This is a genomic window from Phyllobacterium bourgognense (assembly GCF_003337575.1).
GTDB classification, from domain to species: Bacteria; Pseudomonadota; Alphaproteobacteria; order Rhizobiales; family Rhizobiaceae; genus Phyllobacterium; species Phyllobacterium bourgognense.
The window spans coordinates 56,320-80,702 of the sequence record NZ_QPJM01000001.1; the positions used below are offsets into that span (position 1 = coordinate 56,320).

At 55.8% G+C, this 24,383-nt stretch carries 26 protein-coding genes and 1 tRNA gene; 14 read left to right on the forward strand and 13 right to left on the reverse strand.

Features of this window, described 5'->3' with window-relative positions:
• Positions 1-2 precede the first annotated feature (2 nt).
• The 4 genes from C7476_RS00270 to C7476_RS00285 form a co-directional block, all read right to left on the reverse strand.
• Positions 3-1,325, reverse strand: a complete 1,323-nt coding sequence (locus tag C7476_RS00270) for a YeaH/YhbH family protein (RefSeq protein ID WP_114427935.1) — start codon at positions 1,323-1,325, stop codon at positions 3-5.
• Between the two features lie 24 nt (positions 1,326-1,349).
• A complete protein-coding gene (locus C7476_RS00275) occupies positions 1,350-3,299 on the reverse strand; it encodes a PrkA family serine protein kinase (RefSeq protein WP_114427936.1) in 1,950 nt (649 codons plus the stop codon).
• 271 nt (positions 3,300-3,570) lie between these two features.
• Positions 3,571-4,404 (reverse strand): DMT family transporter, encoded by an 834-nt coding sequence (locus tag C7476_RS00280; RefSeq protein WP_114427937.1) that lies wholly within the window; start codon positions 4,402-4,404, stop codon positions 3,571-3,573.
• Positions 4,405-4,455: 51 nt separating this feature from the next.
• On the reverse strand, positions 4,456-4,869 hold the full coding sequence (locus C7476_RS00285; protein WP_114427938.1) for a VOC family protein: 414 nt from the start codon (positions 4,867-4,869) through the stop codon (positions 4,456-4,458).
• A gap of 175 nt (positions 4,870-5,044) precedes the next feature.
• Between C7476_RS00285 and C7476_RS00290 the strand changes: the two genes are divergently transcribed.
• Positions 5,045-5,206: a Thivi_2564 family membrane protein gene (locus C7476_RS00290; protein WP_114427939.1), complete on the forward strand. Its 162-nt coding sequence runs from the start codon at positions 5,045-5,047 to the stop codon at positions 5,204-5,206.
• A gap of 38 nt (positions 5,207-5,244) precedes the next feature.
• On the opposite strand, the gene C7476_RS00295 is transcribed toward C7476_RS00290, so the two are convergent.
• Positions 5,245-6,126, reverse strand: a complete 882-nt coding sequence (locus C7476_RS00295) for a LysR substrate-binding domain-containing protein (RefSeq protein WP_114427940.1) — start codon at positions 6,124-6,126, stop codon at positions 5,245-5,247.
• A gap of 129 nt (positions 6,127-6,255) precedes the next feature.
• Between C7476_RS00295 and C7476_RS27790 the strand changes: the two genes are divergently transcribed.
• Positions 6,256-6,498: a hypothetical protein gene (locus tag C7476_RS27790; RefSeq protein ID WP_147274588.1), complete on the forward strand. Its 243-nt coding sequence runs from the start codon at positions 6,256-6,258 to the stop codon at positions 6,496-6,498.
• An 8-nt stretch (positions 6,499-6,506) separates the two neighbouring features.
• On the opposite strand, the gene C7476_RS00300 is transcribed toward C7476_RS27790, so the two are convergent.
• From C7476_RS00300 to C7476_RS00310, 3 genes are read right to left on the reverse strand one after another with little or no spacing between them, the layout of a single operon-like run.
• Positions 6,507-6,695, reverse strand: coding sequence for a hypothetical protein (locus C7476_RS00300; protein WP_112526856.1), 189 nt, complete (start codon positions 6,693-6,695; stop codon positions 6,507-6,509).
• Between the two features lie 43 nt (positions 6,696-6,738).
• Positions 6,739-7,140, reverse strand: a complete 402-nt coding sequence (locus C7476_RS00305; RefSeq protein WP_114427941.1) for a (R)-mandelonitrile lyase — start codon at positions 7,138-7,140, stop codon at positions 6,739-6,741.
• A gap of 2 nt (positions 7,141-7,142) precedes the next feature.
• Positions 7,143-7,520 (reverse strand): ArsR/SmtB family transcription factor, encoded by a 378-nt coding sequence (locus tag C7476_RS00310; protein WP_114427942.1) that lies wholly within the window; start codon positions 7,518-7,520, stop codon positions 7,143-7,145.
• A gap of 121 nt (positions 7,521-7,641) precedes the next feature.
• Between C7476_RS00310 and C7476_RS00315 the strand changes: the two genes are divergently transcribed.
• The gene (locus C7476_RS00315) at positions 7,642-8,814 is read left to right on the forward strand and encodes an MFS transporter (RefSeq protein WP_114427943.1); all 1,173 of its coding nucleotides are present in this window, start codon (positions 7,642-7,644) and stop codon (positions 8,812-8,814) included.
• Between the two features lie 29 nt (positions 8,815-8,843).
• On the opposite strand, the gene C7476_RS00320 is transcribed toward C7476_RS00315, so the two are convergent.
• On the reverse strand, positions 8,844-9,296 hold the full coding sequence (locus tag C7476_RS00320) for a pyridoxamine 5'-phosphate oxidase family protein (protein ID WP_114427944.1): 453 nt from the start codon (positions 9,294-9,296) through the stop codon (positions 8,844-8,846).
• 293 nt (positions 9,297-9,589) lie between these two features.
• Entirely contained in the window at positions 9,590-10,621 is a 1,032-nt protein-coding gene (locus tag C7476_RS00325; protein ID WP_114427945.1) for a fatty acid desaturase, read from the reverse strand.
• Between the two features lie 429 nt (positions 10,622-11,050).
• Between C7476_RS00325 and C7476_RS00330 the strand changes: the two genes are divergently transcribed.
• Positions 11,051-13,222 (forward strand): CHASE2 domain-containing protein, encoded by a 2,172-nt coding sequence (locus tag C7476_RS00330; protein WP_114427946.1) that lies wholly within the window; start codon positions 11,051-11,053, stop codon positions 13,220-13,222.
• A 9-nt stretch (positions 13,223-13,231) separates the two neighbouring features.
• On the opposite strand, the gene C7476_RS00335 is transcribed toward C7476_RS00330, so the two are convergent.
• The 3 genes from C7476_RS00335 to C7476_RS00345 all read right to left on the reverse strand — a co-directional run bounded on the left by C7476_RS00335 (position 13,232) and on the right by C7476_RS00345 (position 15,059).
• Positions 13,232-14,299, reverse strand: a complete 1,068-nt coding sequence (locus tag C7476_RS00335) for a FecR family protein (RefSeq protein WP_114428501.1) — start codon at positions 14,297-14,299, stop codon at positions 13,232-13,234.
• Positions 14,300-14,441: 142 nt separating this feature from the next.
• Positions 14,442-14,828 carry a DUF6632 domain-containing protein gene (locus C7476_RS00340; RefSeq protein ID WP_114427947.1) on the reverse strand — a complete coding sequence of 129 codons (387 nt, stop codon included), beginning with the start codon at positions 14,826-14,828 and terminating at the stop codon, positions 14,442-14,444.
• 154 nt (positions 14,829-14,982) lie between these two features.
• A tRNA-Arg gene (locus C7476_RS00345) sits at positions 14,983-15,059 on the reverse strand.
• Between the two features lie 294 nt (positions 15,060-15,353).
• Here C7476_RS00345 and C7476_RS00350 point away from each other — a divergent pair.
• The 10 genes from C7476_RS00350 (at position 15,354) to C7476_RS00395 (ending at position 24,358) form a co-directional block, all read left to right on the forward strand.
• Positions 15,354-15,854 carry a hypothetical protein gene (locus tag C7476_RS00350; protein WP_114427948.1) on the forward strand — a complete coding sequence of 167 codons (501 nt, stop codon included), beginning with the start codon at positions 15,354-15,356 and terminating at the stop codon, positions 15,852-15,854.
• Between the two features lie 35 nt (positions 15,855-15,889).
• Positions 15,890-16,747 carry a tellurite resistance TerB family protein gene (locus tag C7476_RS00355; protein WP_114427949.1) on the forward strand — a complete coding sequence of 286 codons (858 nt, stop codon included), beginning with the start codon at positions 15,890-15,892 and terminating at the stop codon, positions 16,745-16,747.
• Between the two features lie 146 nt (positions 16,748-16,893).
• On the forward strand, positions 16,894-17,784 hold the full coding sequence (locus tag C7476_RS00360) for a LysR family transcriptional regulator (RefSeq protein ID WP_114427950.1): 891 nt from the start codon (positions 16,894-16,896) through the stop codon (positions 17,782-17,784).
• A gap of 133 nt (positions 17,785-17,917) precedes the next feature.
• Complete coding sequence (locus C7476_RS00365) at positions 17,918-18,721, forward strand: carbon-nitrogen hydrolase family protein (protein ID WP_114427951.1); 804 nt, start codon at positions 17,918-17,920, stop codon at positions 18,719-18,721.
• 11 nt (positions 18,722-18,732) lie between these two features.
• Entirely contained in the window at positions 18,733-19,404 is a 672-nt protein-coding gene (locus tag C7476_RS00370) for an RraA family protein (RefSeq protein WP_114427952.1), read from the forward strand.
• Between the two features lie 35 nt (positions 19,405-19,439).
• Positions 19,440-20,480: an ABC transporter substrate-binding protein gene (locus C7476_RS00375; RefSeq protein ID WP_114427953.1), complete on the forward strand. Its 1,041-nt coding sequence runs from the start codon at positions 19,440-19,442 to the stop codon at positions 20,478-20,480.
• A gap of 30 nt (positions 20,481-20,510) precedes the next feature.
• A complete protein-coding gene (locus tag C7476_RS00380) occupies positions 20,511-21,626 on the forward strand; it encodes an ABC transporter ATP-binding protein (protein WP_114427954.1) in 1,116 nt (371 codons plus the stop codon).
• Positions 21,623-22,504 carry an ABC transporter permease gene (locus C7476_RS00385; protein WP_114427955.1) on the forward strand — a complete coding sequence of 294 codons (882 nt, stop codon included), beginning with the start codon at positions 21,623-21,625 and terminating at the stop codon, positions 22,502-22,504. Before C7476_RS00380 ends, C7476_RS00385 begins: the two co-directional genes overlap by 4 nt.
• Before the next feature lie 5 nt (positions 22,505-22,509).
• Entirely contained in the window at positions 22,510-23,304 is a 795-nt protein-coding gene (locus tag C7476_RS00390) for an ABC transporter permease (protein WP_114427956.1), read from the forward strand.
• Between the two features lie 373 nt (positions 23,305-23,677).
• Positions 23,678-24,358, forward strand: a complete 681-nt coding sequence (locus C7476_RS00395) for a superoxide dismutase (RefSeq protein ID WP_114428502.1) — start codon at positions 23,678-23,680, stop codon at positions 24,356-24,358.
• The last annotated feature ends 25 nt before the right edge of the window (positions 24,359-24,383 follow it).

Genomic DNA, 24,383 nt, shown 5'->3' on the forward strand with positions numbered 1-24,383 from the left:
CTTCAACCACTTTTCGCTGTTTTTGGTTGCTTGGCAAAAAGCTGATGGAACACCGGATATATGTCGCCGGGCTTGGCTATGCGCGTCATCTGGAAATTGCGCCAGTTCGTTCCGACAAGGCGATAGGAGCGCCAAAGTGAGGTACCATTGTCGGTAGACCTGAATATGGCGCTTTCCCGTTCGTCGAGGATTTCAACATAGGCATAATATTGGCAAAGCTTCATCAGTTCGTTGTTCAGAAGATTGACGCAATTTTCGGAATCGCCCGTCAGATTATCTCCATCCGAGGCTTGGGCCGCGTAAATGTTCCAGTCCCTGCTGGGATAACGGTCTTCGATGATGCGCCGCATTTCCTCCAACGCTGTGGATACGACCGTTCCGCCGCTTTGTGTGCTGTGGAAGAATGTCTCCTCATCGACTTCGTGAGCCTGATGGGTGTGGCGGATGAAGACGATATCGATTCGCTCGTATCGCCGCTTGAGAAACAGATGCAGCAGGACGAAAAATCGCTTGGCGAGATCCTTTTCGCGCTCGCCCATGGAACCGGAAACATCCATCAGGCAGAACATGACCGCATTGGCGTTCGGCACGGGCATGGGCTCGAAGCGGTTGAAGCGAATATCGACGGGATCGATGTAGGCCACCAATTTGCGCCGCCGTTGCAAGACCTCAAGTTCCCGGCGCAATTCGGCAAGGTGCTCGAGTGATGCCGGACTTGGTTTCGCTTCAGCCTCCAGGAGCGCCACCTCATCTGCAATGGCGTCCAGATCGGCCTGCTTTGGTCGCCTCAGGGCAATGCGCCGGCCGAAGCTGTTGCGCATGGATCGCCCGACATTGATATTGGTCGGGGCTCCGGCAGTCGTAAAACCGGCGCGGCGAGGCTTGAATGCAATGGCTTCCTTGAGGCTCGACTTGACCATGTCCGGGAGTTCCAGATCCTCGAAAAACAGATCGAGAACCTCCTCACGCGACAGTACAAAACGGAAATCGTCTTCGAGTTCGAGATCGGCCGCGCCGCCTTTGCCGGCACCCGCACCACCCCCCACACCTGGCTTTGGCAAGCGATCGCCCAGCACGAATTCCCGATTGCCCGGCAAGACATATTCACGGCGGCCGGTGCCGCGGTCCGGCGAGAAGCTGGGTTCACTGGTGCCACTCACCGGCAAAGAAATTGCGTGCCCGGCATCGACATCCGTTATCTTCTCGGTCGAAATCTTCTCATTGATGACCCGCTTCAGCTCCACGCGCGCGCGCCTCAGAAAGCGCTGGCGATTGCTCAGGCTCTTGTCTTTCGGGTTCAGGCGACGATCAATGAAGTTCGGCATTCACGCACCTTTCTTCGGCGGTCGTCAGCCGGCCTTGTTCACCCGCATGTACCAATCGACCAGACGGCGAACCTGCCGCTCCGTATAACCGCGTTCGACCATGCGCTGGACGAATTCCGTGTGCTGCTTCTCGGTTGCGCCGTCCTTCTTCGACCCGAAGCTGATAACCGGCAGCAGATCCTCCACTTGACCGAACATGCGCTTCTCGATGACTTCGCGCAACTTTTCGTAGCTCGTCCACGATGGATTGCGGCCATTGTTCTTGGCTTTGGCACGCAGGGTGAACTTCACAACTTCATTGCGGAAGTCCTTCGGATTGGCAATGCCCGCAGGCTTTTCGATCTGCGATAGCTCGCTGTCGAGAATGCCCCGATTGAGTATCTGCCCCGTGTCTGGATCCTTGTAGTCCTGATCTTCGATCCATGCGTCGGCATAGGCGATATAGCGGTCGAACAGGTTTTGACCATATTCACTATAGGATTCCAGATAGGCTTTCTGGATCTCGTGGCCGATGAACTCGGCATAACGCGAGGCGAGTTCAGTCTTTATGAAATCGAGATAGTTCGCCTCGATCTCCTGGGGGAACTGCTCACGTTTGATTGCCTGCTCCAGCACATACATGAGATGCACTGGATCGGCCGCCACCTGCTTGGTATCGTAGTTGAAGGTTTCCGAAAGCACCTTGAAGGCAAATCGCGTGCTGATGCCATTCATGCCTTCATCGACACCGGCCGCATCGCGATATTCCTGCACTGATTTGGCTTTCGGATCGGACTCTCTGAGGTTTTCGCCGTCGTAGACGCGCATCTTGGTATAGAGCGGCGAGTTCTCATGCTCCGCCATGCGGGTGGAGACGGTAAATCGGCTAAGTATCTCCAGCACTTCTGGTGCACATGGGTTGTTCAAGAGCTCGCTCTCACGCAGCAGTTTTTCGTAGATCTGCTTTTCCTCGGTGACCCGCAGGCAATAGGGAACCTTGACCACCGACATGCGGTCGAGGAATGCTTCGTTGTTCTTGTTGTTCTTGAATTGCAGCCATTCAGATTCGTTCGAGTGTGCAAGAATGATACCCTGGAACGGGAAAGCACCGAAATTCTCGGTCCCGTTGTAATTACCTTCCTGCGTCGCTGTCAGCAAAGGATGCAGCACCTTGATCGGCGCTTTGAACATTTCAACAAATTCAAGCATGCCCTGCGTCGTCCGGTTCAAGCCGCCACTAAAGGAATAGGCGTCAGGATCGGCCTGGCTGAAATTTTCGAGTTGGCGAATATCGACCTTGCCGACCAGTGACGAGACATCCTGATTGTTGTCGTCGCCGGGTTCCGTCTTGGCAATGCCGATCTGGCGCAATCGCGATGGCATAATCTTGACGACGCTGAATTTAGAGATATCGCCGGCAAACTCGTCAAGCCGCTTTGTGGCCCACGGCGAGATCAGGCCGTTGAGGCGTCGACGGGCAATTCCATATTTATCTTCGAGCAACCCGGACATTCGCTCCGGGTGGAAAAGGCCCAGCGGAGATTCGAAGATGGGACTGATCTGGTTCCCGGCCTTCAGCGTGTAGATGGGCCGGTGTTCCATGAGTTGCTTGAGCCGCTCGGCCAACGAAGACTTGCCACCGCCGACGGGGCCGAGCAGATAAAGTATCTGCTTACGTTCCTCGAGACCTTGGGCAGCATAGCGGAAATAACCGACGATCCGTTCGATCGTATCTTCCATGCCGTAGAAGTCGGCAAAGGCTGGATAGATCTTGATGGTGCGGTTGAGAAAGATCCGACCTAGACGTTCATCATCGCTGGTATCGACCAAAGTCGGCTCGCCAATAGCGTCAACCATTCGCTCGGAAGCGGTGGCAAACATCTTTGGATCATTGCGGCAAGCGAGGAGATATTCCTGCAGGCTCATCTCTTCCTGCTTCTCGCTGCTGTAGATCTCAGAGAAGAGGCTAAATACGTCAGACGCTTGCGTAGTCATGTTTACCTCCAGCCACGTGCAAATTCAGTGGACTCTGAGCTGAAGGGGCTGCCCCTCGCTCAGAGGATTGCATGCCGAATGGACACAGTGTCGGATGAGTCGCTGCACTGCGCAAGACACTGATTGCTATAATATTGTATATATCAATCAAGATATTGAGATGTGTCCGCCGTCGAACGATTATCATCCCGCATATTTATGTCCTTCCTATGGCTATGTAGGAAGTCCGATTGCCTATAGTAACGGGTAAGACGAAAGAATTTGCGGGAAATTACGCCCCTATTGGCGCAGGGGTGCGATTTTTGAGATTAAGGAGATTGCCCGAAAGGATAAGCGCCGCACCAAGAGCGGTGAAAACATCGATCCGTTCGGAATAGATCAGCCAGCCGAGCACAGCCGTCAGCGGCACGCGCAGGAAGTCCATGGGAATGACTACGGTCGCATCGGCGTACTGCAAAGCCTTCGCCATGCAAAAATGCGAAAACGTACCGGTGAAGGCAATGATCACTACCCACGGCATCATATGGAGTGAGGGCCAGTGCCAGACATAGATGGCGGGCAGGAGGCCTATCGCCGACTGGATGATCAGCATCCAGAAAATGATCTTCACAACGCTGTCCGTTCGGGTCAGAGATTTGACCATCGTGAACGATATGCCGAAGGTGAGGGCAGCGCCGAGCACGATGAGTTGACCCACCTCCACCGTGCCTATGCCAGGTCGGACGATGATAATGACGCCGATGATACCCAGTGCAATTGTCAAAATCCGCCAGATGTTCAAGCGCTCGCCGAGAAAGGCCACAGCCATTACCGCCGTCCACGCCGGCGTGGTGAATTCGATGGCGATGACCTGTGCGAGCGGGATCATCGACAGGGCCTGTAACCAGGCAAACTGCCCGGCGTAGTGCGCTGTATTTCGTCCGAGGTGCTGCCAGATACGCGCGGTCTTCATGGCTCTGAAACCACCGGATGAGCGTATCAAGGGATAGAGCATCGCAAGTCCGATGACCGAGCGCATTTCCATGATCTGGAAAACGTTGAGCTCCCTCGAGGCTTCGCGGCCAGAAATCGCCATGAGCAGGATGGCGGTAAGCGAACCGGTCATCCAGAACGCTGCTTTCAGGTTGGACTGCTGTACTTCCACGATGAACGGGCGCTATTTCGCGTAGACGCTGGCGAAATCGGCAAAACCTTTGACCTCGATCGGATTGCCTGAGGGGTCGCGGAAGAACATCGTCCACTGCTCGCCGGGCTCATCCTTGAATCGCACAACCGGCGGCATGACGAAATCGACGTCCGCCTGTTTCAGCCGGTCGGCCAGGATATTCCAGTCGTCGAGCGGCAGGACAACCCCGAGATGCGGCATTGGCACCAAGTGGTCGCCGACCTTGCCAGTATTGGTTGTTGCAAAAGGCTTGCCAAGATGCAGCGAAATCTGATGGCCGAAGAAGTCGAAATCGACCCAGGTCCCGGTGCTGCGGCCCTCTTCGCACCCGAGAACTCCACCGTAAAATTGCCTTGCATCGTCGAGATCAGTGACATGATAGGCAAGGTGAAACAAGGAGCGCATTGGAGAAATCCTGGTGAGGCGGGAGTGCGCTGGAGCCTATCAGCAGATATCCAAGCAGACAATGAAAGGTTGCAGGAAATGCAAGGTTTCAACTTCTGCTCAGGGGAACCAAACCACCCAACTGTGAGTTGTATTTGGCTACTCTCGCCTTGATCCCGAAACCAGGAAGTTTGAAATGTCTTTATTAATCAGCCTTTTGATCACCGTACTCGTGATTTTTCTTGTTCTTTACCTTGTCCAGATGCTTCCTCTCGACGCCCGTGCAAAACAGATCGCCCAGGTCATCGTCGTGGTGATCGGCATTATTTCATTGTTGCGCTATCTCGCCGTTTTTTAAGCGTTTCGGCGGGCGGGATATGTTGTTCCGCCCGATTCTTATTGATCCACCAACTGTTCCAACAACCAGTCCCGAAACGCCCGGACCTTCGGTACATTGCGCCGCGCTTCCGGATAGACCAGCCAATAAAAGTGATCGTCGTTGCCGACAATATCGAATGGCTGAATCAGCAGGCCTGATTTAAGTTCCGTTTCGAAAAAGGCCGGAGTGAGAATGCCAACTCCTTGGCCTGCAATGACTGCCTTTCCTTCAAGATGCTGATCGCCAAAGCGGCCGCGTGGATTACCGCGCAGTTCAGGATCTGCCACTCCGACCGCAGCAAACCATATTTTCCACCATGGGTCGCTTGGATCGACGATTGGCAGCTTGAGAAAATCCATCGGGGTGTTTACCCCGCCAATCGTTGCGGCCAGCACGGGGCTGAGCATGGGTGTGAAATCGGCTCCAAAAATCTTGTGAGCGATCATGCCGGGCCAGTTCCCCCCGCCAGAGCGTATGCCGATGTCGGCGTCCTGGCGGGCGAAGTCTATCACCTCTCGCGTTGCCTGCAGACGAACTGCAAGAGATGGGTGCGCCAATTGAAACGAACCGAGCCGGGGGACAAGCCAGTTTGCTGCAAACGTCGGAATGGTCGTGATCGTAAGGATGCCGTCGGCGTTTTCACGCGTAGCGGCAATGGCCGCTCTTATCATGTCAAAAGCCTCGCTGATTGCCGGTGAAAGCCGCGCTCCGACTTCTGTCAGGATCACCTGCCTCGGCCGGCGAAGAAAAAGTGACGCACCTATCCGCTCCTCAAGAAGTTTGATCTGATAACTCACTGCTGCCTGCGTCATTCCGAGTTCTTCTGCAGCATTGGTAAAACTGCCGTGACGCGCGGCAGCTTCAAAGACGCGAATGGCGGCTAGGGGAGGCAGATTCATCAACGATCTCGCATAAGCTGTCCTTATGCATGCTACTCGGCGTTTTGTTGGAAAACAAGCGGGGAAGAGCGCATCTTCAGGTCAACATATCAAGGCAGAAATTGCTGCCGACACCTTGGAGTTGAGGCTATGAACCCTGTATCAGCATCTCTATCGCACGTATCAAGCCACGCTTCGTGGTGGAGCCGGATTGCAAATCCATGGAAGCAGGAGAAGGATGAGAGTGAACTTGTTCGTATCGATACCGAGGATTTTTCCGATCATATGCTCAGGGACATCGGCTTACGTGATGGCCGAACCACAAGAGGCCAACGGACAGACCACGACGATCTGAGCGATCTGCTCAGAGACCATCCCAAGCGCTTTCTATAGTGAGATGATCAAGAGTCGAAGTCGGTTTCCAGGCGTTTTTCGAGCGCAACAAGGTCATCGGGCAGGGGCATGCCCATGGCCTTCAGCTCGTTGAGGTGCTCGCGCAGTGTCTCGTGAATCTCATGGGCGTCAGTCGGTCGCCTCACCATCTCTTCGACCAGAAGCGCGATCCGGGCCTTGATGTCTTCGAACGCCATGGTGGGTTCCTTTCACATGCACTGCATACCCTATGTTAGCAGATTAATCGTGGCCGGAATATTGCGTATCGGAGACCTTTTCCAGCCATTCGACGGTTTTACCGTCCAAGGCTTCCTGCATGGCGATATGCACCATGAAATTTTCGGGACCAGCGCCGTGCCAGTGTTTTTCGCCAGGCGGAATCCAAACCGTATCGCCGACCTTGATCGTTTGTATCGGCCCGCCCCAGACTTGCGCCAAACCAAATCCGGACGTTACGTGCAATGTCTGGCCGAGAGGATGTGTATGCCACGCGGTCCTGGCTCCAGGCTCAAAGCGTACGACAGCTGCTTGCAGTCGTGCTGGTGCGCCTGCATCGATAATCGGGTCTATCCAGACGGTGCCGGAGAACCACTCGTACGACGCGCGACGCGACGGGACCGATCCGGATGGTTTGATATCCATTTCTATTCTCCTGCGAATTGAGCCGCTTCCAGCATGCCAGGGCTGTTATACGCTTCTGACTGCAATGTTGCTGTAGTTGAGGCGATCACTGTGTCGAGAAAACCGGGAAACCGGCTTTCAAGATCGCTGCGCCGAAGTGTCAGTAGCCGTTTGGTACCGTCGGGACGTACGTGGATGATGCCGGCTTCACGCAACTTTGCTACGTGATAGCTGATAGCGGTCTTCGAGCCGAACTGCAGAAACTGGCCGCAAGTCATGGCCCGCTCGCCATTACGGGCGAGAATGGCAATGATCGCAAGGCGCGTTTCATCGCCGAGCGCGGTCAAGACGGCAGGAAGCGCGATGTCCCCAACGGCGGGATGCGGGAGATAATCAGTCATGGATCTGTAATAGCAATTGGCAGGAGAGATTTCAATGTTCAATATTTGTTGAACTTTATTCTTGACACCCGGAGAGACTGGGTTCATTAGTTCAAGGATCATTGAACATTAAGGTGATCCCATGGATATTCGTCTCGTCGGATTGGCTCTCGGCACATTTGCGATCGGCATTGAGGGTTTCGTTGTCGCCAGCCTCCTGCCGCAGATCGCCGGGGACACGGGCGTAACCTTGGTGCAGGCCGGTTACCTCGTCGTGACCTATGCCTTGGCTTATGCAATCGGCGCCCCCATCGCTGCTGCGCTCACAGGTGCATTGGAGAGGCGTAATGTTCTTACAGGCAGCGCTCTCATATTTGTGGCGGGAGCAATTCTTGCGGCCGTTTCACCGACATACTTCCTCCTTGTGGCCGCACGTGTATTGATTGCTGTGATGGCGGGGCTTTACGCAGCTACGGCTCAGGCAACGGCAGTCGCCATTTCCGAACCGCATCACCGCGCCCGCGCCATTGCCGCAATTGTCGGTGGCACGACGCTGGCAGTTGCCTTTGGCGCACCGCTTGGCGCCTTCATCAGCGACTTGGCAGGGTGGCGCGGCACCTATTTCTTCATCGCTTCGATAGGAGCGGTGGCTACCATGATCGTCTGGTTCCTGGTACCGCGGGGGCTCTATGCAGATCGATTGAGCCTAGCGCAACGTCTTGGCGTCATTCGTCATCCCGGGCTGGCGCCGGCGCTCGTAACGATGCTGCTTTACATGACCGGCGCATTCGCGGTTTACACCTATATAGCGGCTATCGCCGTCGAAGGCGTCGGACTCAGCCATTCGATGATGCCAGTTGTATTGCTGACGTTCGGGATTGGTGCTGCGCTTGGAAATATCCTGGGAGGACAGCTTTCGGATCGTTTCGGAGCGACGAAAACTGTCATTGCAGCATCGGTGCTCAACGCCATCGTGCTGATGGCCGTGAGCTGGATCATGCAATTGCCTGATAATATTGCCGGTCCGGCTCTCATCGCAATCATGGTGATCTGGGGTGTCATCGCCTGGATGTTCCCGCCAGCACAGGCGAGCCGGGTTCTCGCCATCGCACCGGAAAGCGCGCCATTGGCTTTGTCGCTCAACTACTCGGCGCTTTATCTCGGCGTTGCACTCGGTTCGATGATCGGCGGGCTGGTCATTGCCCATGTCGGCCTCGAATATCTCGGTTGGATCGGCGGTATATTCCCGCTTATGGGCCTGATGGTCATGCGGCTGGCAGGATCGCCAAACAAGGAGCAACTGTCTATTGCCTGACCGATTAACAATATTGCTGGTTACACGGTCTATTCGCTTTTGACGGCCTTGTGCCCGGTGGTTTCCAGTATCGAAATACGGAAGTAAACCGGCTCCAGGGCCCGTTCATGGTCTCGAATGACGGTCTTCACATAAGCAGGCTGCCACCATTCGGCTCTCTTGTTCAAAAGCGCATGGGCTGTGTTTCTGCTGTCGATATGATCTGGTTCCTTCGTAAGTTCTTCGAACTTGCCCGTCACAATGACACTTTGCCAATTGTTCGTCGCGGATATCTCATCAAATTCGACGCAGACATGCGGATTTGCGCGCATGAAGTCGACTTTCTGCCCGGCGGTCGTGAACGAATAGAGAAACACGGTATGATAGGCGAAAGTCAGCGGCACGATGTAGGGTCGATCGTCCTTTGCACAGGCCAACCTGCCGATCGTCGCTCTTTCGAGCAACCCCCGGATTTCCTGCTGTGTCATTTCTTTGATAATCATTTGCCCACCGTTTCCGGAGTTAGAATTTCAGCATCCGAACCGGCCGTCAACATTCTTCTGTCTCAGCGAAACCGCCCACGCATGGCTGAAACCGATCTCCGTCAGATTCTAATCTTTGGAAGGAAAGCGTGGACCGGATGGGACAGGCGCTCGTCTGCCGTTTCGTTGGCCAGGACTGGAAACCGGAAAAACGTTCCTGTTCGCCTTGCCATCGCGTCCGGTTGACACGGCCATCACACTTTCCATGATGTCAACGGCACGACCAGAATATCGTTCCCAGCTTTTCCCTCGCGTCAAACCAGCTTTTTGGCCTCTCGAAACGAGATGAGCTTGCGGCGATTCTCATCCCAAAGGACGAGGTCAACGCAGCGAAGACTTTCCATGATGGTGATGCGCCCTACATCGCCGAGCTCCGGATAATCTTTCAGCACTTCCGGAAGCCGGTAACAGGGAACCCTTGAGGACAAGTGGTGCACGTGATGAATGCCGATATTGCCGGTCATCCAGCGCAGGACGCCTGGCATCACGTAATGCGACGAGCCATGAAGTGCGGCCTCCGCAAATTGCCATTCGGGACCCGATGACCAGTGGGTTTCTTCGAACTGGTGTTGCACGTAGAACAGCCAGATACCGGCGGCGCCGGCCAGAGTGACGATCGGCAGATGGATCAGGAGAAACGGGCCGACGCCAACCAGCCACATAAGAAATATCGCCAGAACCGCTATTCCGAGATTGGTCGCCATCGTCGAAACCCATGGCTCCATGCCGGAACGCATCATGCCGAAAGGTAGTCGCTGTTTGAAAATGAAGAGCCAGATGGGTCCGATACCGAACATTACGGCTGGATGCCGATACAATCTATACCCAAGCCGGCCCCAACGCGACAGGGCGCGATATTCGGCAACCGTAAGCGTAGTAATGTCACCATCGCCACGCTCGTCGAGATTACCGGCCGAAGCGTGATGCAAAGCGTGGGTACGACGCCAGTAGTCATAAGGGGTCAGTGTCAACACGCCGATCACCCTGCCGGTCCAGTCATCCGTATGACGATGCGCGAAAAAAGAGCCGTGGCCGCAATCGTGCTGGATCATGAACAGCCGAAGCAGGAAGCCAGCTGCGGGTATAATCAACACCAGACCCCACCAATATCCGTAGTGCACGGCGGCCCAGGTCAGTGCCCAGAAAAAAGCGAACGGAATGACGGTAACAGCGAGTTCGAAGGCGCTGCGTCCTCTGTGTGGTTTACGGTAGCTGGAGAGAATCTTGAGCCAAGGACGTTCGCCCGAGCCAATTGCAGGTAAAATTTTAGCGGAAGTGGTTTTCATTGGCTATCATACCCTTGGCGTGCCAGCGCGCGCAAGATGTTTCGGGAAGAAACATTTGGTGAGTTCACAGCCTGTGATTTCTATTTGGTTGCATGCGCGACACCAACCCTCCGACGTCAGTTTCGGGTCCGTGGCTGGCTAGCGGCGAGGCCCGACGAATGACCTTTCTGATTGGGGTCAAGCGCCGAACCTCTGTACCCAGGGGAGGGCAGGATACATCGTGTCTTTCGGCAACCCATTCGTCAAATCACATTCGGGTGCGCCACGCTTTGCAATTTGATGGCAATGATGTCCCGATTGCATAGAAGCCAAGAAAAATGCAGCATGCCATTTCTTGGCGCGGCGGCAGGCCATCAGATCGGACTTACTCCTCCGGATGAGACCTCCTAGTCGTCAGGCTTTCGATAGAAGGGGTCTGATACGGCATCCATGACGCGCGCGCAGCAAGTTGGCGTACTTATCGGCCTGGCGATCGTAGCGGCGCTCACGATCCTGCGGGCAAGTGACCCGCCGCTGCTCAAGCAGGCCCGCGACCTCACATTCGACGAATATCAGCGCATCGCGCCACGGACGTTCGAAAACCTGCCCGTCAAGGTTGTCGATATAGATGAAGCCTCGCTGCGGGAGTTCGGTCAGTGGCCATGGCCGCGAGACCGGCTCGCCACCCTGGTCGACAGGCTCGGTGAAATGGGAGCATCGGCGATCGCGTTTGATGTTCTTTTCGCCGAGCCGGACCGTCTATCGCCACGTACGGTCGTGCGCGACGTTGCCGGAATTGATCCCTCGCTGCTCGGTCAACTGCCTGATAATGATGAGATTTTTGCTCAAGCGATTACCGGGAAACCTGTCATCCTGGGCTTTGGTTTGTCCAATGAAGGCAATTATCGCCCACAGGTGAAGGCCGGCTTTGCCTTTACAGGTGAAAATCCTGCTGGCGCGCCTCCACGCATCAAGGCCGCGACACCGCTGCGGCCGGAACTTGAAGCGAATGCCGCCGGCATCGGGCATATCAGCCTCAATCCCGGTGACCCATCGGCGGTCGTTCGCGCGGTTCCGCTTTTCCTGAGCGATGGCGAGCAGCTTTACCCTAACCTTGCACTTGAAGCGCTGCGCGTAGCCCAAGGCGCTTCCACCTATGTACTGGCAGGCGCAACAAATGTGCCCAACACCATAACCATGGTCAAAATCGGCGAATTCGAAGTTCCGGTGACTGCCGAAGGTGAACTATGGCTCTATATCACCCCTGATACCGCCGAGAGATATATTTCAGCCAAGGATGTACTGGCGCAGGGAGGCGCCACTCCCGAGATAAAGAATGCTATCGACGGCAGTATCGTGTTTATCGGGACATCCGCAGCAGGGCTTCAGGATATCCGTACCACTGCCCTTGGACAGAACGTGCCTGGCGTGTCGCTGCACGCGCAAACTGTCGAGCAAATATTGTCGGGACGCTTTCTCTCGCGCCCGGATTGGGCAAACGGGCTCGAAATCCTGTCGATCGCAGCGATGGGAAGTCTGCTGGTGATATTGACCACGTTCGTTAGTCCGGCTGTCGCCCTGGTTTGCGGGCTGCTGATCACGGTCATGGCGCTTGTCGCGTCGTGGCTTGCCTTTTTCTACGCGGGCCTCTTGTTTGATCCCTTGGCGCCAATTGTCAGCGGGTCGATAACCCATTTTGCAGCGACTTCATTTCGCTTTCTGGTGATCGACCGCGAACGCCGGGAGGTCAGACGCGCATTTGGCCACTATCTTTCACCTTCGCTGCTGTATCGCATCGAGCATACGCGCAATGCATTGCGCCTTGGGGGAGACGACCGGGAACTCACGGTTATGTTTGTCGACGTTCGCAATTTCACCGAAATCAGCGAACGCCTGACCCCGGCAGAAGTCGTGTTGTTCCTTAATACGCTTCTTGATGCGCTTAGCCGTCACGTCATTGCCAACGAGGGGACTCTCGACAAGTTTATCGGCGACTCGATAATGGCCTTCTGGAACGCTCCTGTAGACGTAGCCAACCATGCCAACAAGGCGGTCCATGCCGCCTTGGCCATGCGTGAGACACTCGCGCGCCTCAATCAGGATAATGCGTTTGGCTTTGGCGACGAACAGAAAGTCGGAATAGGTATTGGTATCCATACCGGGCTCGCATGCGTCGGAAACATGGGTGCGGAAACACGCTTCAATTATTCCGCCATCGGTGATGCAGTCAACATTGCCGCGCGCATCGAATCCTCCTGCAAGGAGGTCAGCTTCGACATTCTTGTTTCAGACAGCACCGCCGAAATGCTGCCGGGCTATGCTTTGCTTGAAGCAGGCGCCCTGGCCTTGAAAGGGAAAAGTATGCGGACCAGGCTTTACGCGGTAGTCGGTGGCGAAAAGCTCGGCGGGTCTGCCGAATTCATGCAACTGCAGGCCATTCACGCCCAACTCATCGAAGCCTTGCGTTTGCGGTCTTCAAGCAGTCGTAGATTCTTGCGCATCGCAAAATTGCAGGCGGTAGAAATCACAAGTGGTCTGCCGGAATTCTATCGTCGGATATCGCGGCGAGCCGACCACTTCGTCGATCAGCCGGCAGCGAAGGACCGATCCTTCGGCATTTGATCAGACCGGCTAGTTGTTGTTCCAGCCTGATCCATTGCCATTCCGGTTATTGCGGCCTCCATCGTGATCGTGACGATCTTTACCGCGCCGATCATCATCATGTCTGTCGTGATGATGACGGTCTTTATCATGGTGCCTGTCGTGATGATGATGCTTGTCATGCTTGTGCGGCCGATCCGGCTTGTCTGGTTTGTCCGGCTTGGATGGCACGTCAGGCGTCCTTGGCGTGGCCGGCGGTGAGGGCGAATCGGGGGCGGCGGCAGGCGGATTGGGGGCTGCGGCAGGCGGATCAGAGGCCCGAGGACTCTGAGGAGCAGGCGGATCAGGAGCTCGCGGACTTTGCGGGGCGGGGCCGGGAGCCCTGGCTGGAAGCGAGCCGTTATCCGTGGGCTCCGCTGCTGCCATCGAAAGACCGCACCCTGTGCCAGTTATTCCCAATCCTCCTGAGAGCTTCTGATTGCCCGACAGGAAGGGGAGTGCCTTCGTACTGCCCAACGTCTTGAATATATTCCGGTCAACGCGGCGGGTATCGGTAATTTGACCGTTGGGCTTGGCAACGACGCAATCGCAGCGGCGCTTCAATTCCTTGCAGCCGCCCGCACCGCAAAATCGCGCTGAACCGTTCAAAAGGACGACTGCTGTCGTTCCGTCTGGGCCTACATAGAAATCGAACGCGGTTCCACGCACACCGATCGTCCCAGCCGGGGTCAAGATATTATAGGCCGACGATTTTGAATTTCCGCTGACCCAGCGAAACGTTCCCTTGGCAGCTTTGATCGTCAACTTCTTGACGGAGTCCGCGTCATCATAGACGAACTTGTCGATCGTCACAGACGAACCCCAGCCCACCGCCAGCTTGGTACCATCGCGGAACAGGAATTGACCAAGGCCCGACCGAGAGGTCTTGATCCTTTCGTCCCGATGGACCGGCGTATCCACCGCTATGGGACCACCTCCGCCAGTTACTTCCGTTTTGATGAGGACGGCCTCGCCAATGGGCTCCGCGGCCATTGTCGGCAGCGGGCTTAAAAGTGTCATACCAAGCGCCGCTACGGCGGCAGCACGCGAGTACGGCATCGGACCCCCCATCAGAAGCCGGAGATAGTACATGCGATAGTGACAAGTGTCCCTTCATCCTTATTGGTTAGAGAGGTTTGGAGTAAAGGCTCGCCCTGATCTCGTATTTTGATCTCGTATTTGAAGGGAGTCGGTGGAGGCCCTAGCCGTCGTTCCTTGCGCCGGAAGAATAGGTCAACCAGCCAAGCACCACCGCCACGAACAGCAAGGCCGGTACGTCGCCCATCATATGACCCATATGCGTACCGGGGCTGAAGGACTGGACCGCCATGATCAGTGCGTGCACGACACTCGACCAAATCGTGAACTCTATTAGCGACCGATGTACCACGGGGTCGCGCGATGCACGGATCAGAAATATTCCAAGCGTTGCGTATATGCCCACGATCATCATGAAATAGTGCGAAGCGGTGGGCGGGCCATCATGCCAAGCCCAACCCGAAGGCCAGATAATCGCAAGCGGATAGACCAGACAGAATGCAACACCGAAGGCAATCAAAGCGATCCGTAAAAGTTTTAGCCGGGACATAGCGCCACTTTCTTGAGGGACCAAACGGCATTGTTCGCCGGAGCATATTTAAAACCAGCCAACCATAAAATGTGTTTTGCTCCAAAGCCAGCGGATAAGCGGCACGTCGTCTCGATTGGAAATCGGTATATATGGCTGAATTTAATGGGTATTTTGGCGCACCCGACAGGATTCGAACCTGTGACCTCTGCCTTCGGAGGGCAGCACTCTATCCAGCTGAGCTACGGGTGCTGATACAAGGCATCGGCCTTACATGCGCGAAGCGTTTCTAACCGATGCGAGCCAAGGCTTCAATGGCGAATTTTGGTTGTGCGCAAGGAAGCTGTGCGGTTTCGGAAGGGCGCAGGTCACAGCTTCCAATCCTGTCATGCGCCTGACGCGTGGGAAGTATAATGTCCCGAACCGATGCAGCCTTGGGCCAAAAGGCGAACTTTGCGTTGATTCCCACCTCGCATGGCGTAATGATGTCTCACAGGTGCTTGGCTAGGCTATAAAGGCCTTATTGACAGAAAAGGGAAAATTCCCATGGCGACCAAGACAGATTTCACCGCAGAGGAATGGAGCGAAGTGCTCGGCAGCGTCATGATGGCGGGGATGGCCGTTACGCTGGCTGATCCAAGCGGCCTCATCGGCATGACCCAAGAAGGGCTGGCCAGTGGCAGCGCGCTGGTCGCGGCCAAGACCGATCCGAATTCAAACACCTTGATCAAGTCGGTGGTATCCGACTTCGAGACTTCCGAGGGTCGCACAGCCGCGCGCGGACTGATCAAAAGCAAGCTTGCGGGCAAGCAGGCTGCCGAAATGAAAGGGGCTATCCTGGAAACGCTCAGCCAAGCCGTTGCGCTCGTTGGCGCGAAAGCTCCAGATGACGCTGCCGGATTCATGGCTTGGCTTTATAGCATCAGTGAACGCGTGGCGAATGCAGCCAGCGAAGGTGGTTTCCTGGGTTTTGGCGGCGTGCGGGTGAGCGACGCGGAAAAGGCCACTCTGGACGAGATTTCGAAGGCGCTCAATCTCACGGCTTGAACGGCCAGATCAACATCAACGGGAGGGACGTTTCAATGGCCAGCAGCCAATCAGTGCTAGAGCAGATGCTTCAAGCTGCCCTGCAGGGAGGTGGACTCCGCGCGGGCTCAGGAACAAATACGCCTAGCCAGCCGGCGCCCGGCGGGCCGGGCAATCTTAGCGATATTTTGGGAAGCCTGTTGGGCGGTAGCCCAGCAGCGGGTGCGGGCGGCGCAACCATGGGCCGATCGGTTCCTGCTGGCAACGGTGGGCTTGGCGACATTCTGGGCAGTCTCCTGGGAGGTGCAGCGGTCGGCAACGGCGCGAGCACTGGCAGCGTTCCAACGAGATCACCCCAGCCGCAGGCCCAAATGCCACAAAAGGCAGGAACGAACGATCTCGTCCGCTATGGCGGCATGGCGGTGCTCGGCGTGCTCGCCTACCAGACGTTCAAGCGATATCAGGCACAGCAGGCAGGAGAATCGGGGGTAAAGTCGCCAGATGCGGCTGCAGTGGTGCCGCCGGCCGACAATGGTTTTCATCCAGCGCAGGCGCCTGGTGGTGCCGATGCCCTCTCCGGTGTGTTCGTCAAGGCAATGGTGGCTGCGGCACAGGCCGATGGCGTCATCGACGAAGATGAACAGCGCAACCTGGCCGGGCGCCTTGATCAGCTCGGTATCAGTTCCGCCGATCGCCGCGGCTTGGCCGAACAGCTGACGACGCCTGTGGATCTTCGCGAGATACTGAACGCAGCAACTTCGCCGGAGGTAGCACTCCAGATTTACATGGCTTCAGTTCTGGCGATTGCGGCCGATACACCCGCTGAGAGAAATTATCTCGACGGGCTCGCGCGTGCTCTTAAGATCGATCCAAGGCTAAAAGTACAGGTCGAGCAAACTCTGGGGCGCGCCTGAGCGTCCCGTTGGAGCTGCGGTCTATAGGCCGCACGTGATTTATCAGGAACGGCGCGCGCTCTCTGCATCGCGCCAGTTCGACATAGTTCGGCCATTTGGCATCGCGCTCCGTTTGCATGAAGATAGCTCCAAAAGGATCGAGCTATATGAATCTGCGCTTCGTCGAAACATTCCTCTGGATCGTCCGCCTCGGCAGTTTCAGTGCCGCTGCGGAGAAATTGAATACAACTCAGGCTTCGATCTCCAACCGCATTGCCACACTGGAGCGCGAACTTGGCGTTCAGCTGTTTGATCGCGACATGCGCACTGTAAAATTGACGCCTGTTGGTCAGCAGGCGGTGTCCAAAGCTGAAGAAATTGTGAAAGCTGTTGGAGAATTTCGTGAGGCGATAGCCGATCCCACCAGCCTGAAAGGTTCAGTCAGCATCGGCACGATCGACTCAATCGTCCACTCGTTTCTGCCACGCCTCGTAGAGCGCGTCCAAGAGCGCTATCCGGGGATTGCCATCGATCTCAACGTCGACACCAGCCTCAATATGGCGCGGGAAATCATTGAACGAAAAATTGACCTGGCGTTGATCATGGGACCGGCGCTTGATCATGGATTGGTCAATATCGATCTTGGAACCTATCGTTGCGTCTGGGTCGCGAGCCCCAAATACGGCTTGGCAGGCAAGAAACTCACACTCGCCGATCTTGCGAGCTACCCCCTGCTGGCCTTCTCAAAAGGCAGTGTTCCCCATCATGGGCTGTTGCAGCAGTTTCGTGAAGCCGGGCTTGAAGCGCCGGCGATATCGAACTCCAACTCGCTTGCCACCATCATGCGCCTTGCCAAAGATGGCCTTGGCGTTGCGCCTTTGCCGCGCGTCATTCTTGCCGAATATGTCGATGCAGGTGCACTGGAGATTCTTGACGTTTCACCAGCGTTTCATCCGCTGACATTTCATGCGGTCTATGCCGATCACCCGGACAGTCTCCTTCCGTCGATCATTGCCCAGATGGCAGCTGAAGCCTCGCTCTGTATGGCGGACGCCTGAGCGCATGCTCGCGGGACACAAACAGCCCATCACGAATGCATAAGAAAATTCTATAGGACCGCTCAAGTATTTCGAGTTTGTCTCACCACGATATTTTGCGCACGATCCCTTCATCGAAAATGGAGGTACGAGCGTGAAAGTCAGTCTGGTGCAAATGAACTCGCAAGACAGCAAGGCCGCAAATCTGGAAATCGCGGCACGTTTGGTCAACGAAGCCGTTGAGAATGATGCCCCTGATCTCATCGTGTTGCCCGAATACTATGCATTCCTTGGCGAGGGCCGGGACAATATCTACGCCAATGGCGAGACGTTTCCGGATGGCGACGGCTATCGGCTGATGTCGGGACTGGCCGCGAAACACAGTGTTACGATTCATGCCGGGAGCATCGTCGAACAGGATGGCAACAAATATTACAACACGACGATTGTGTTTGGTCCTGACGGCAAGGAACTGGCGAAATACCGCAAGATTCACCTGTTCGATGTGGATACGCCAGGCGGCACGGTCTACCGCGAGTCAGATACGATTAGCCGCGGCGAGGACATTGTGACCTACCAAGTCGGCGACACGAAAGTCGGCTGTGCCATCTGCTATGACGTGCGCTTTCCCGAATTGTTCCGCAAATTGCGTGATGAGGGTGCCGAAGTCATCGTTCTTCCTGCAGCCTTCACGCTGATGACCGGCAAGGACCATTGGGAAGTGCTTGCCCGTGCCCGCGCCATCGAAACGCAGACCTATTTCCTTGCTGTTGGGCAGACGCTTTCCCACGCCGAGGGACGCAAATGGTGCTGGGGTCATTCCATGGTCATCGACCCATGGGGCCACGTCGTGGCGCAATGCTCGGATGGTGTCGGAACCACCAGTTCAAAACTGGATCTCGGCTATGTCACAAAAGTGCGCGGCGATGTCCCAGTTGCACGCCACCACGCACTTTGAGAGGTCAGACCATGTTTGAAGTCAATGAAATGCCACGTCAGATCGATGCCGATTTGATCAAGCTCATGGAACGGGTCGAAACAGCCACGATTGGACACTTCCTGCATTCGGGGTTCGTCGATCGGGAAATTCGTGCTGTCCTGCCGGAAAAACGTGTAGCCGGAACGGCCGTCACCATCCGGATTCCGCACGCGGATTCGACTATCCTGCATTACTTGACCAAGATTGTCCGTCCTGGCGATTTCGTCGCAATAGAACGGTGCGGTGATAATCGCCATGCCTGCTGGGGCGGCGTTGTGACACATGCAATGAAACTGGCGGGCGTTGTCGGCGCGGTCATCGATGGTCCCGCGACGGATTTCTCCGAGATACGCAAGGTGGAAATGCCCATGTGGTGCCGAGGGCCGTCACCGATAACGACCAAAATTCTGGGCCTGGAAGGGGCGATTAACGTCCCGGTTACGGTCGGTGGTCAAGTTATCAAGCCAGGCGATGCTATCATCGCCGATGAAAGTGGTGTCGTAGTCCTAGCACCATCCCACGCACGGGCTGCCGCGGAGAAAGCGCTCGGCATGCAGGAAAACGAAATCTTATTGCTCGAACGCTTGCGTAAAGGCGAATTTCTTCCCGACATTTCGGGAGCTACGAAAATCGTGGAGGGCCAGAAGCGCCAGGTCGCCTGATCCATAACAGTCAACTCATAAAAACAGGGAACGAGATGATGTTTGCAAGACTTTCAATTGCTGTTTCAGCACTCACAATCGCTGCGATCAGTGGCGCTTCGGCGGAGACTGTAACGCTGACGGCTTATAGCGGTATCTTTCAAGAACACTATACGAAGGCCGTCATCGAGCCGTTTATGAAAAAGTATCCCGATATCACCGTGCAGTTCTATGGCATGCCGAACTCGGCGCAGATGCTCGGGACCCTGCGTGCGCAGAAGAGCAGTCCGCAGATAGATGTGGCGATCCTTGATGTGAGTGTAGCGAAGGCGGGCACGGATGAGGGGCTGTTCGACAAGGTCGATGAACGTGTTTCTGCAAACGTCAAGGATCTTTACCCGAACGCTCGCGCCGAAGGTGTTGCAGGCGTCGGCGTTACCTTCGATAATCTGGTGATCATCTATAACACTGACCAGGTGAAGACAGCGCCGACCTCCTGGGACGCCCTTTGGGACAAGCAGTATGAAGGGAAGGTGATCATACAAGCCGCCCCGGATATTCAGGGAACAACGTTTACGATCATTTCGAACAAGCTTGCCGGCGGCGAAGACTACAAGACCGACGTTTCGGCAGGCATTGCCAAGATTGGCGAACTGGCACCGGGCGTCCAGACCTGGGATCCCAAGCCGGATGTTTACGCTCCAATCGCCAATGGACAGGCCGCCTTGGGGATCGGCTGGAATGCGCGTGCTCAGATCTATTCCGGAACCTCTGGTGGAAAACTGGGCGTTGCCTTGCCTAAAGAGGGAAGCGGCTTCCAGATCAATACGATCAATCTCGTCAAGAACGCCCCGGCGGGCGAAGCTGCGAAGAAATTCATCGATTACGCGCTCAGCCCTGAAGCCCAGGCAGCTTTCACGAGCGAAATGTTCTACGCTCCCACAAATTCCAAGACTGTCATCGCACCCGATGCTTTGAAGCGTACGGCCGCGGACGATATGGACAAGATGATCGATATCGATTGGCTGGCAGTGGCCAAGGTTCGTGATGGCATCACCGAGCAATGGCGTCGTCGCATCATTCCGCTCAGCCGCTAAAGTTCAAGCCGCGAAAATTTGGAGGCTACCATGATGCATCAGACCATCAAACGCGATGGCGTTGAAACGATTGGCGATCCGTATCTCAGCCTGGAAGGTATCAACAAGAAGTATGGCCTTGTCGAAGTTATCTCAAATCTGAATCTCGAGGTCCGCAAAGGGGAGCTGATCGCTCTGCTCGGCCCTTCTGGATGCGGCAAAACCACCACTCTCCGTATGATTGCCGGGTTGATTTCTCCGTCTGCTGGAAAGATCACTGTCGAGGGACGCGACGTTACCCAAATTGCACCTCATGGCAGGGACATGGGGCTGGTCTTTCAAAGTTATGCGCTGTTTCCGCATATGACCGTAGCGAAGAATGTCGCGTTCGGTCTGGAAATGCGCGGCCTGTCGCGTGCCGATATTGCCAGCAAGGTGGCCAAGGCGCTCGCCATGGTCCAGCTCGGCCATCTTGCCGAGCGAAAACCACGGGAACTTTCCGGCGGCCAGCAGCAACGCGTTGCCTTGGCTCGCGCTCTCGTCATTGAACCGTCGATACTTCTGCTCGATGAGCCGCTCTCGAATCTCGACGCGAAACTGCGCGATGAAATGCGGACGCAAATACGGGACATACAGCAGCAGCTGGGCATTACGACAGTTTTTGTGACGCATGATCAGGTCGAAGCCTTGAGTATGTGTGATCGCATCGTGGTCATGAAAGGCGGGCTGATTGAACAAGTTGGCACGCCGCACGAGATCTACGAGCGGCCGGCAACGCCCTTCGTAGCTTCCTTTGTCGGTCGCACGAACCGCGTCAAGGGCAGGCGTATGGCAGACGGTTTTATACGAATTGGTTCATCGACTATCAGGTCGACCAAACCGGCCGGGCAGGACGACGTTGTGGTGATGGTGCGCCCGCACCGAATTCATATCGATTGGAACGCAGCGTCCACGGAGCAACCAGGTGAAACGGCGAACCAAACGGCCGCTGTGCTCTCGCGGATTACCTTTGTCGGCGACGTCATCCAGTATCATTTTGATGTCGACGGTTCCGAATTCATCGTTGAAGAGTCGACCAAAAAGTCTCAAGCCAGCCATCGCCAGAGGGACAAAGCCGTCCTCTCCTGGAGCGTCGAGGACACGCTCGTCTTCGGAGCGGATCAATGACGACGGCAACCTTCGACATTCCTGTCGGCTCACAGAAACCCTCCAGCACTGCCGGTATCGCTGTTGCCCTGCTGTTGCCAATCGCCCTGGTCAACGCCATCGGATTTATTCTTCCGGTTTTCAATCTGGCACGGATGTCCTTTAACGAAGCCTTGCCTGGCGGCGGGATTGCAGAGGCGTTCACGGGCGCCAACTGGACGGAACTGCTTCAGGACAGTTTCTATATCGAACTGATCCTGAATTCGATCATGGTCAGTTTGGGGATTACCCTCGCAACCCTGTTGGTGAGCTATCCGATAGCGCTATATCTTCATCGCGCGTCCGGTGCGTGGCGGACGTTCTTGACGGTTCTCGTCATTTCACCGCTTCTGACCTCAGCCGTCGTGCGGACCTATGGCTGGATCGCGCTCCTTGCCGAACAAGGACCTGTTGCCAATGTGATTGCATCGATGGGCTTTCAGCCGCCGCGCATGATGTTCAACACCACAGGGGTCGTCATTGGACTGACCGAGATCTTGATGCCCTATATGATCTTGTCGTTGATGGCCGGATTCGGCCGGCTCGACCCCAAGGTAGAAGAGGCGGCCCGAACGCTCGGCGCGACACCTTTCAGGACGTTCTGGCGTGTGATCCTGCCTCTTACGTTGCCGGGTATCGCCCTTGGCTGCCTTCTTTGCTTTGTCCTGGCCATCTCCTCCTTCATTACACCAAAGCTGATGGGCGGCGGACGGGTGTTCTTGCTGGCGACGGAAATCTACGACCAGGCAATCGTGACATTGAACTGGCCGCTGGCTGCGACACTGTCAATGCTCGTGCTCATCATTTTTGGAGCTGCATTGGCTGTTTACTCGCGCGTGCTGCGCATGATTGAAGGGTAACGGTAATGGAAGACAATCCCACCTCCTGGTTTATGCGTATCGCCGTAACCATCCTGTTCCTGTTTCTTCTGGCACCGGTCCTGCTTGTGTTTCCGATCTCTTTCAGTGGCGATCAGATTCTCGCCTTTCCACCAAGCTCGTGGTCATTCCGGTGGTATGAGGCCCTCCTCGGAAACAACGTCATGATGTCGGCGTTTCTGACAAGCCTCGGGCTTGCAAGCGTTGTTACCGTCCTGTCGTTGATCATCGCGATTCCTGCTTCGTATGCGATCGTCCGGTTAAAGGTCACCGGGTCGGAATTCCTGTTCAATCTTTTCACCGCCCCGTTGCTGTTGCCGACAATCGTTCTGGGGCTGGCCATACTGATCATTTTTGCATCCATGGGTTTGCTGGCGACGTTCACAGGCCTTGTGATCGGCCATCTGGTGATCACGCTTCCCTATGCGTTGCGGGTGCTCTCCGTGTCGCTTGGCAATCTCAACCTTGCATGCGAAGAGGCGGCTTCGTCGCTTGGAGCCAAGCCGCTGGCCGTGTTCGGGAAGGTCACCCTGCCTATGATGGCGCCGGGCATAGTCGCCACGACCGCGCTCTGTTTCCTAGTTTCATTTGATGAAGTGGTCATCACGCTGTTCCTGACCGGCCCGAGAATGACGACATTGCCGGTCGAGCTATTCCATCACGTCGAGAGCCAGGCTGACCCGTTGGTTGCAAGCGTTTCGGTTCTTCTGATTCTGATGACACTGGCAGTGGTCATGATCGTAGACCGGACAATGGGTCTGACGAAAGCCTTCGTGAAGTAGGGGATTTCTCATGCGAGGCTTTGCGGTGCGAATGCATCATGACACGTCTCCAGGAATGCGTGTTGTGTGAGCCTGACTCCCAACAGCGATAGGCGAGAAGAAAAGCCAGAATCCCCGGCGGCAAATTGACGAGGAAGATTGTCCGCTACCACGCTGACCCGGCGCATCTTGGCTGCGTGGGGTCGCGCGGGATATTTGTGCGGAGTAACAATCCAGCAATTCGTCGATTGAGAACGAATGTCGGCTTGGCCAAGGAACCATGCACTGACCAGGTCGTTTAACGCTGCGCCATCACGAATATTTTTAAGGGCTCCAGATGCCATTTGTGAGATATCTAATGGCACTGCACCGTAGACTAGCCAAGGAGATCGACATGCAGATGAACCGACGCCATGTGTTGGCGCTTTCCGGAGCCGCAGCCGCGACTATCCTGTTCGCACCAGCCATCCGGGCTCGCGCAGCCGCGCCCTTCAAACAGCCCGAACTACCCTACGCGGAAGGCGGGCTTGCGCCGGTGATTTCAGCAAGGACGGTTGGCCTCCACTATGGAAAACACCATGCCGGTTACTTCAAAAAGCTCAATACCTTGGTTGATAAGACACCTTATGCGGATCTCCCACTTGAGGAGGTGGTCGTGCGTGCCAAAAAGGATGGAGATACCGCGATCTTCAACAACGCCGCACAGGCGTGGAATCACAATCTCTATTGGCAACAGTTCAAGGGCGGATCTGCCGCACCCAAGGGCGCATTTCTCCAAGCCATCGAAAAGGACTTTGGCGGGTTTGACGAACTGAAGAAGAAGATGACCGCCGAGGGCGACAATGTGTTCGGCACAGGATGGGTATGGCTGGTCAAGGACGGTGACAAGCTCTCAATCGCTGGCATGCAGGATGCCGGTGATCCGCTCGCAGAGGGCAAGAAAGCGCTGCTCGGTATCGATGTCTGGGAACATGCCTACTATCTCGACTACGAGAACCGCCGCCCGGAACACGTCGCGGCAGTTCTCGGCAAGCTTGTTAACTGGGAATTTGTCGGCGAACAATTTCAGGCATGATATTACGTGCACAGTGCCGTCCCCC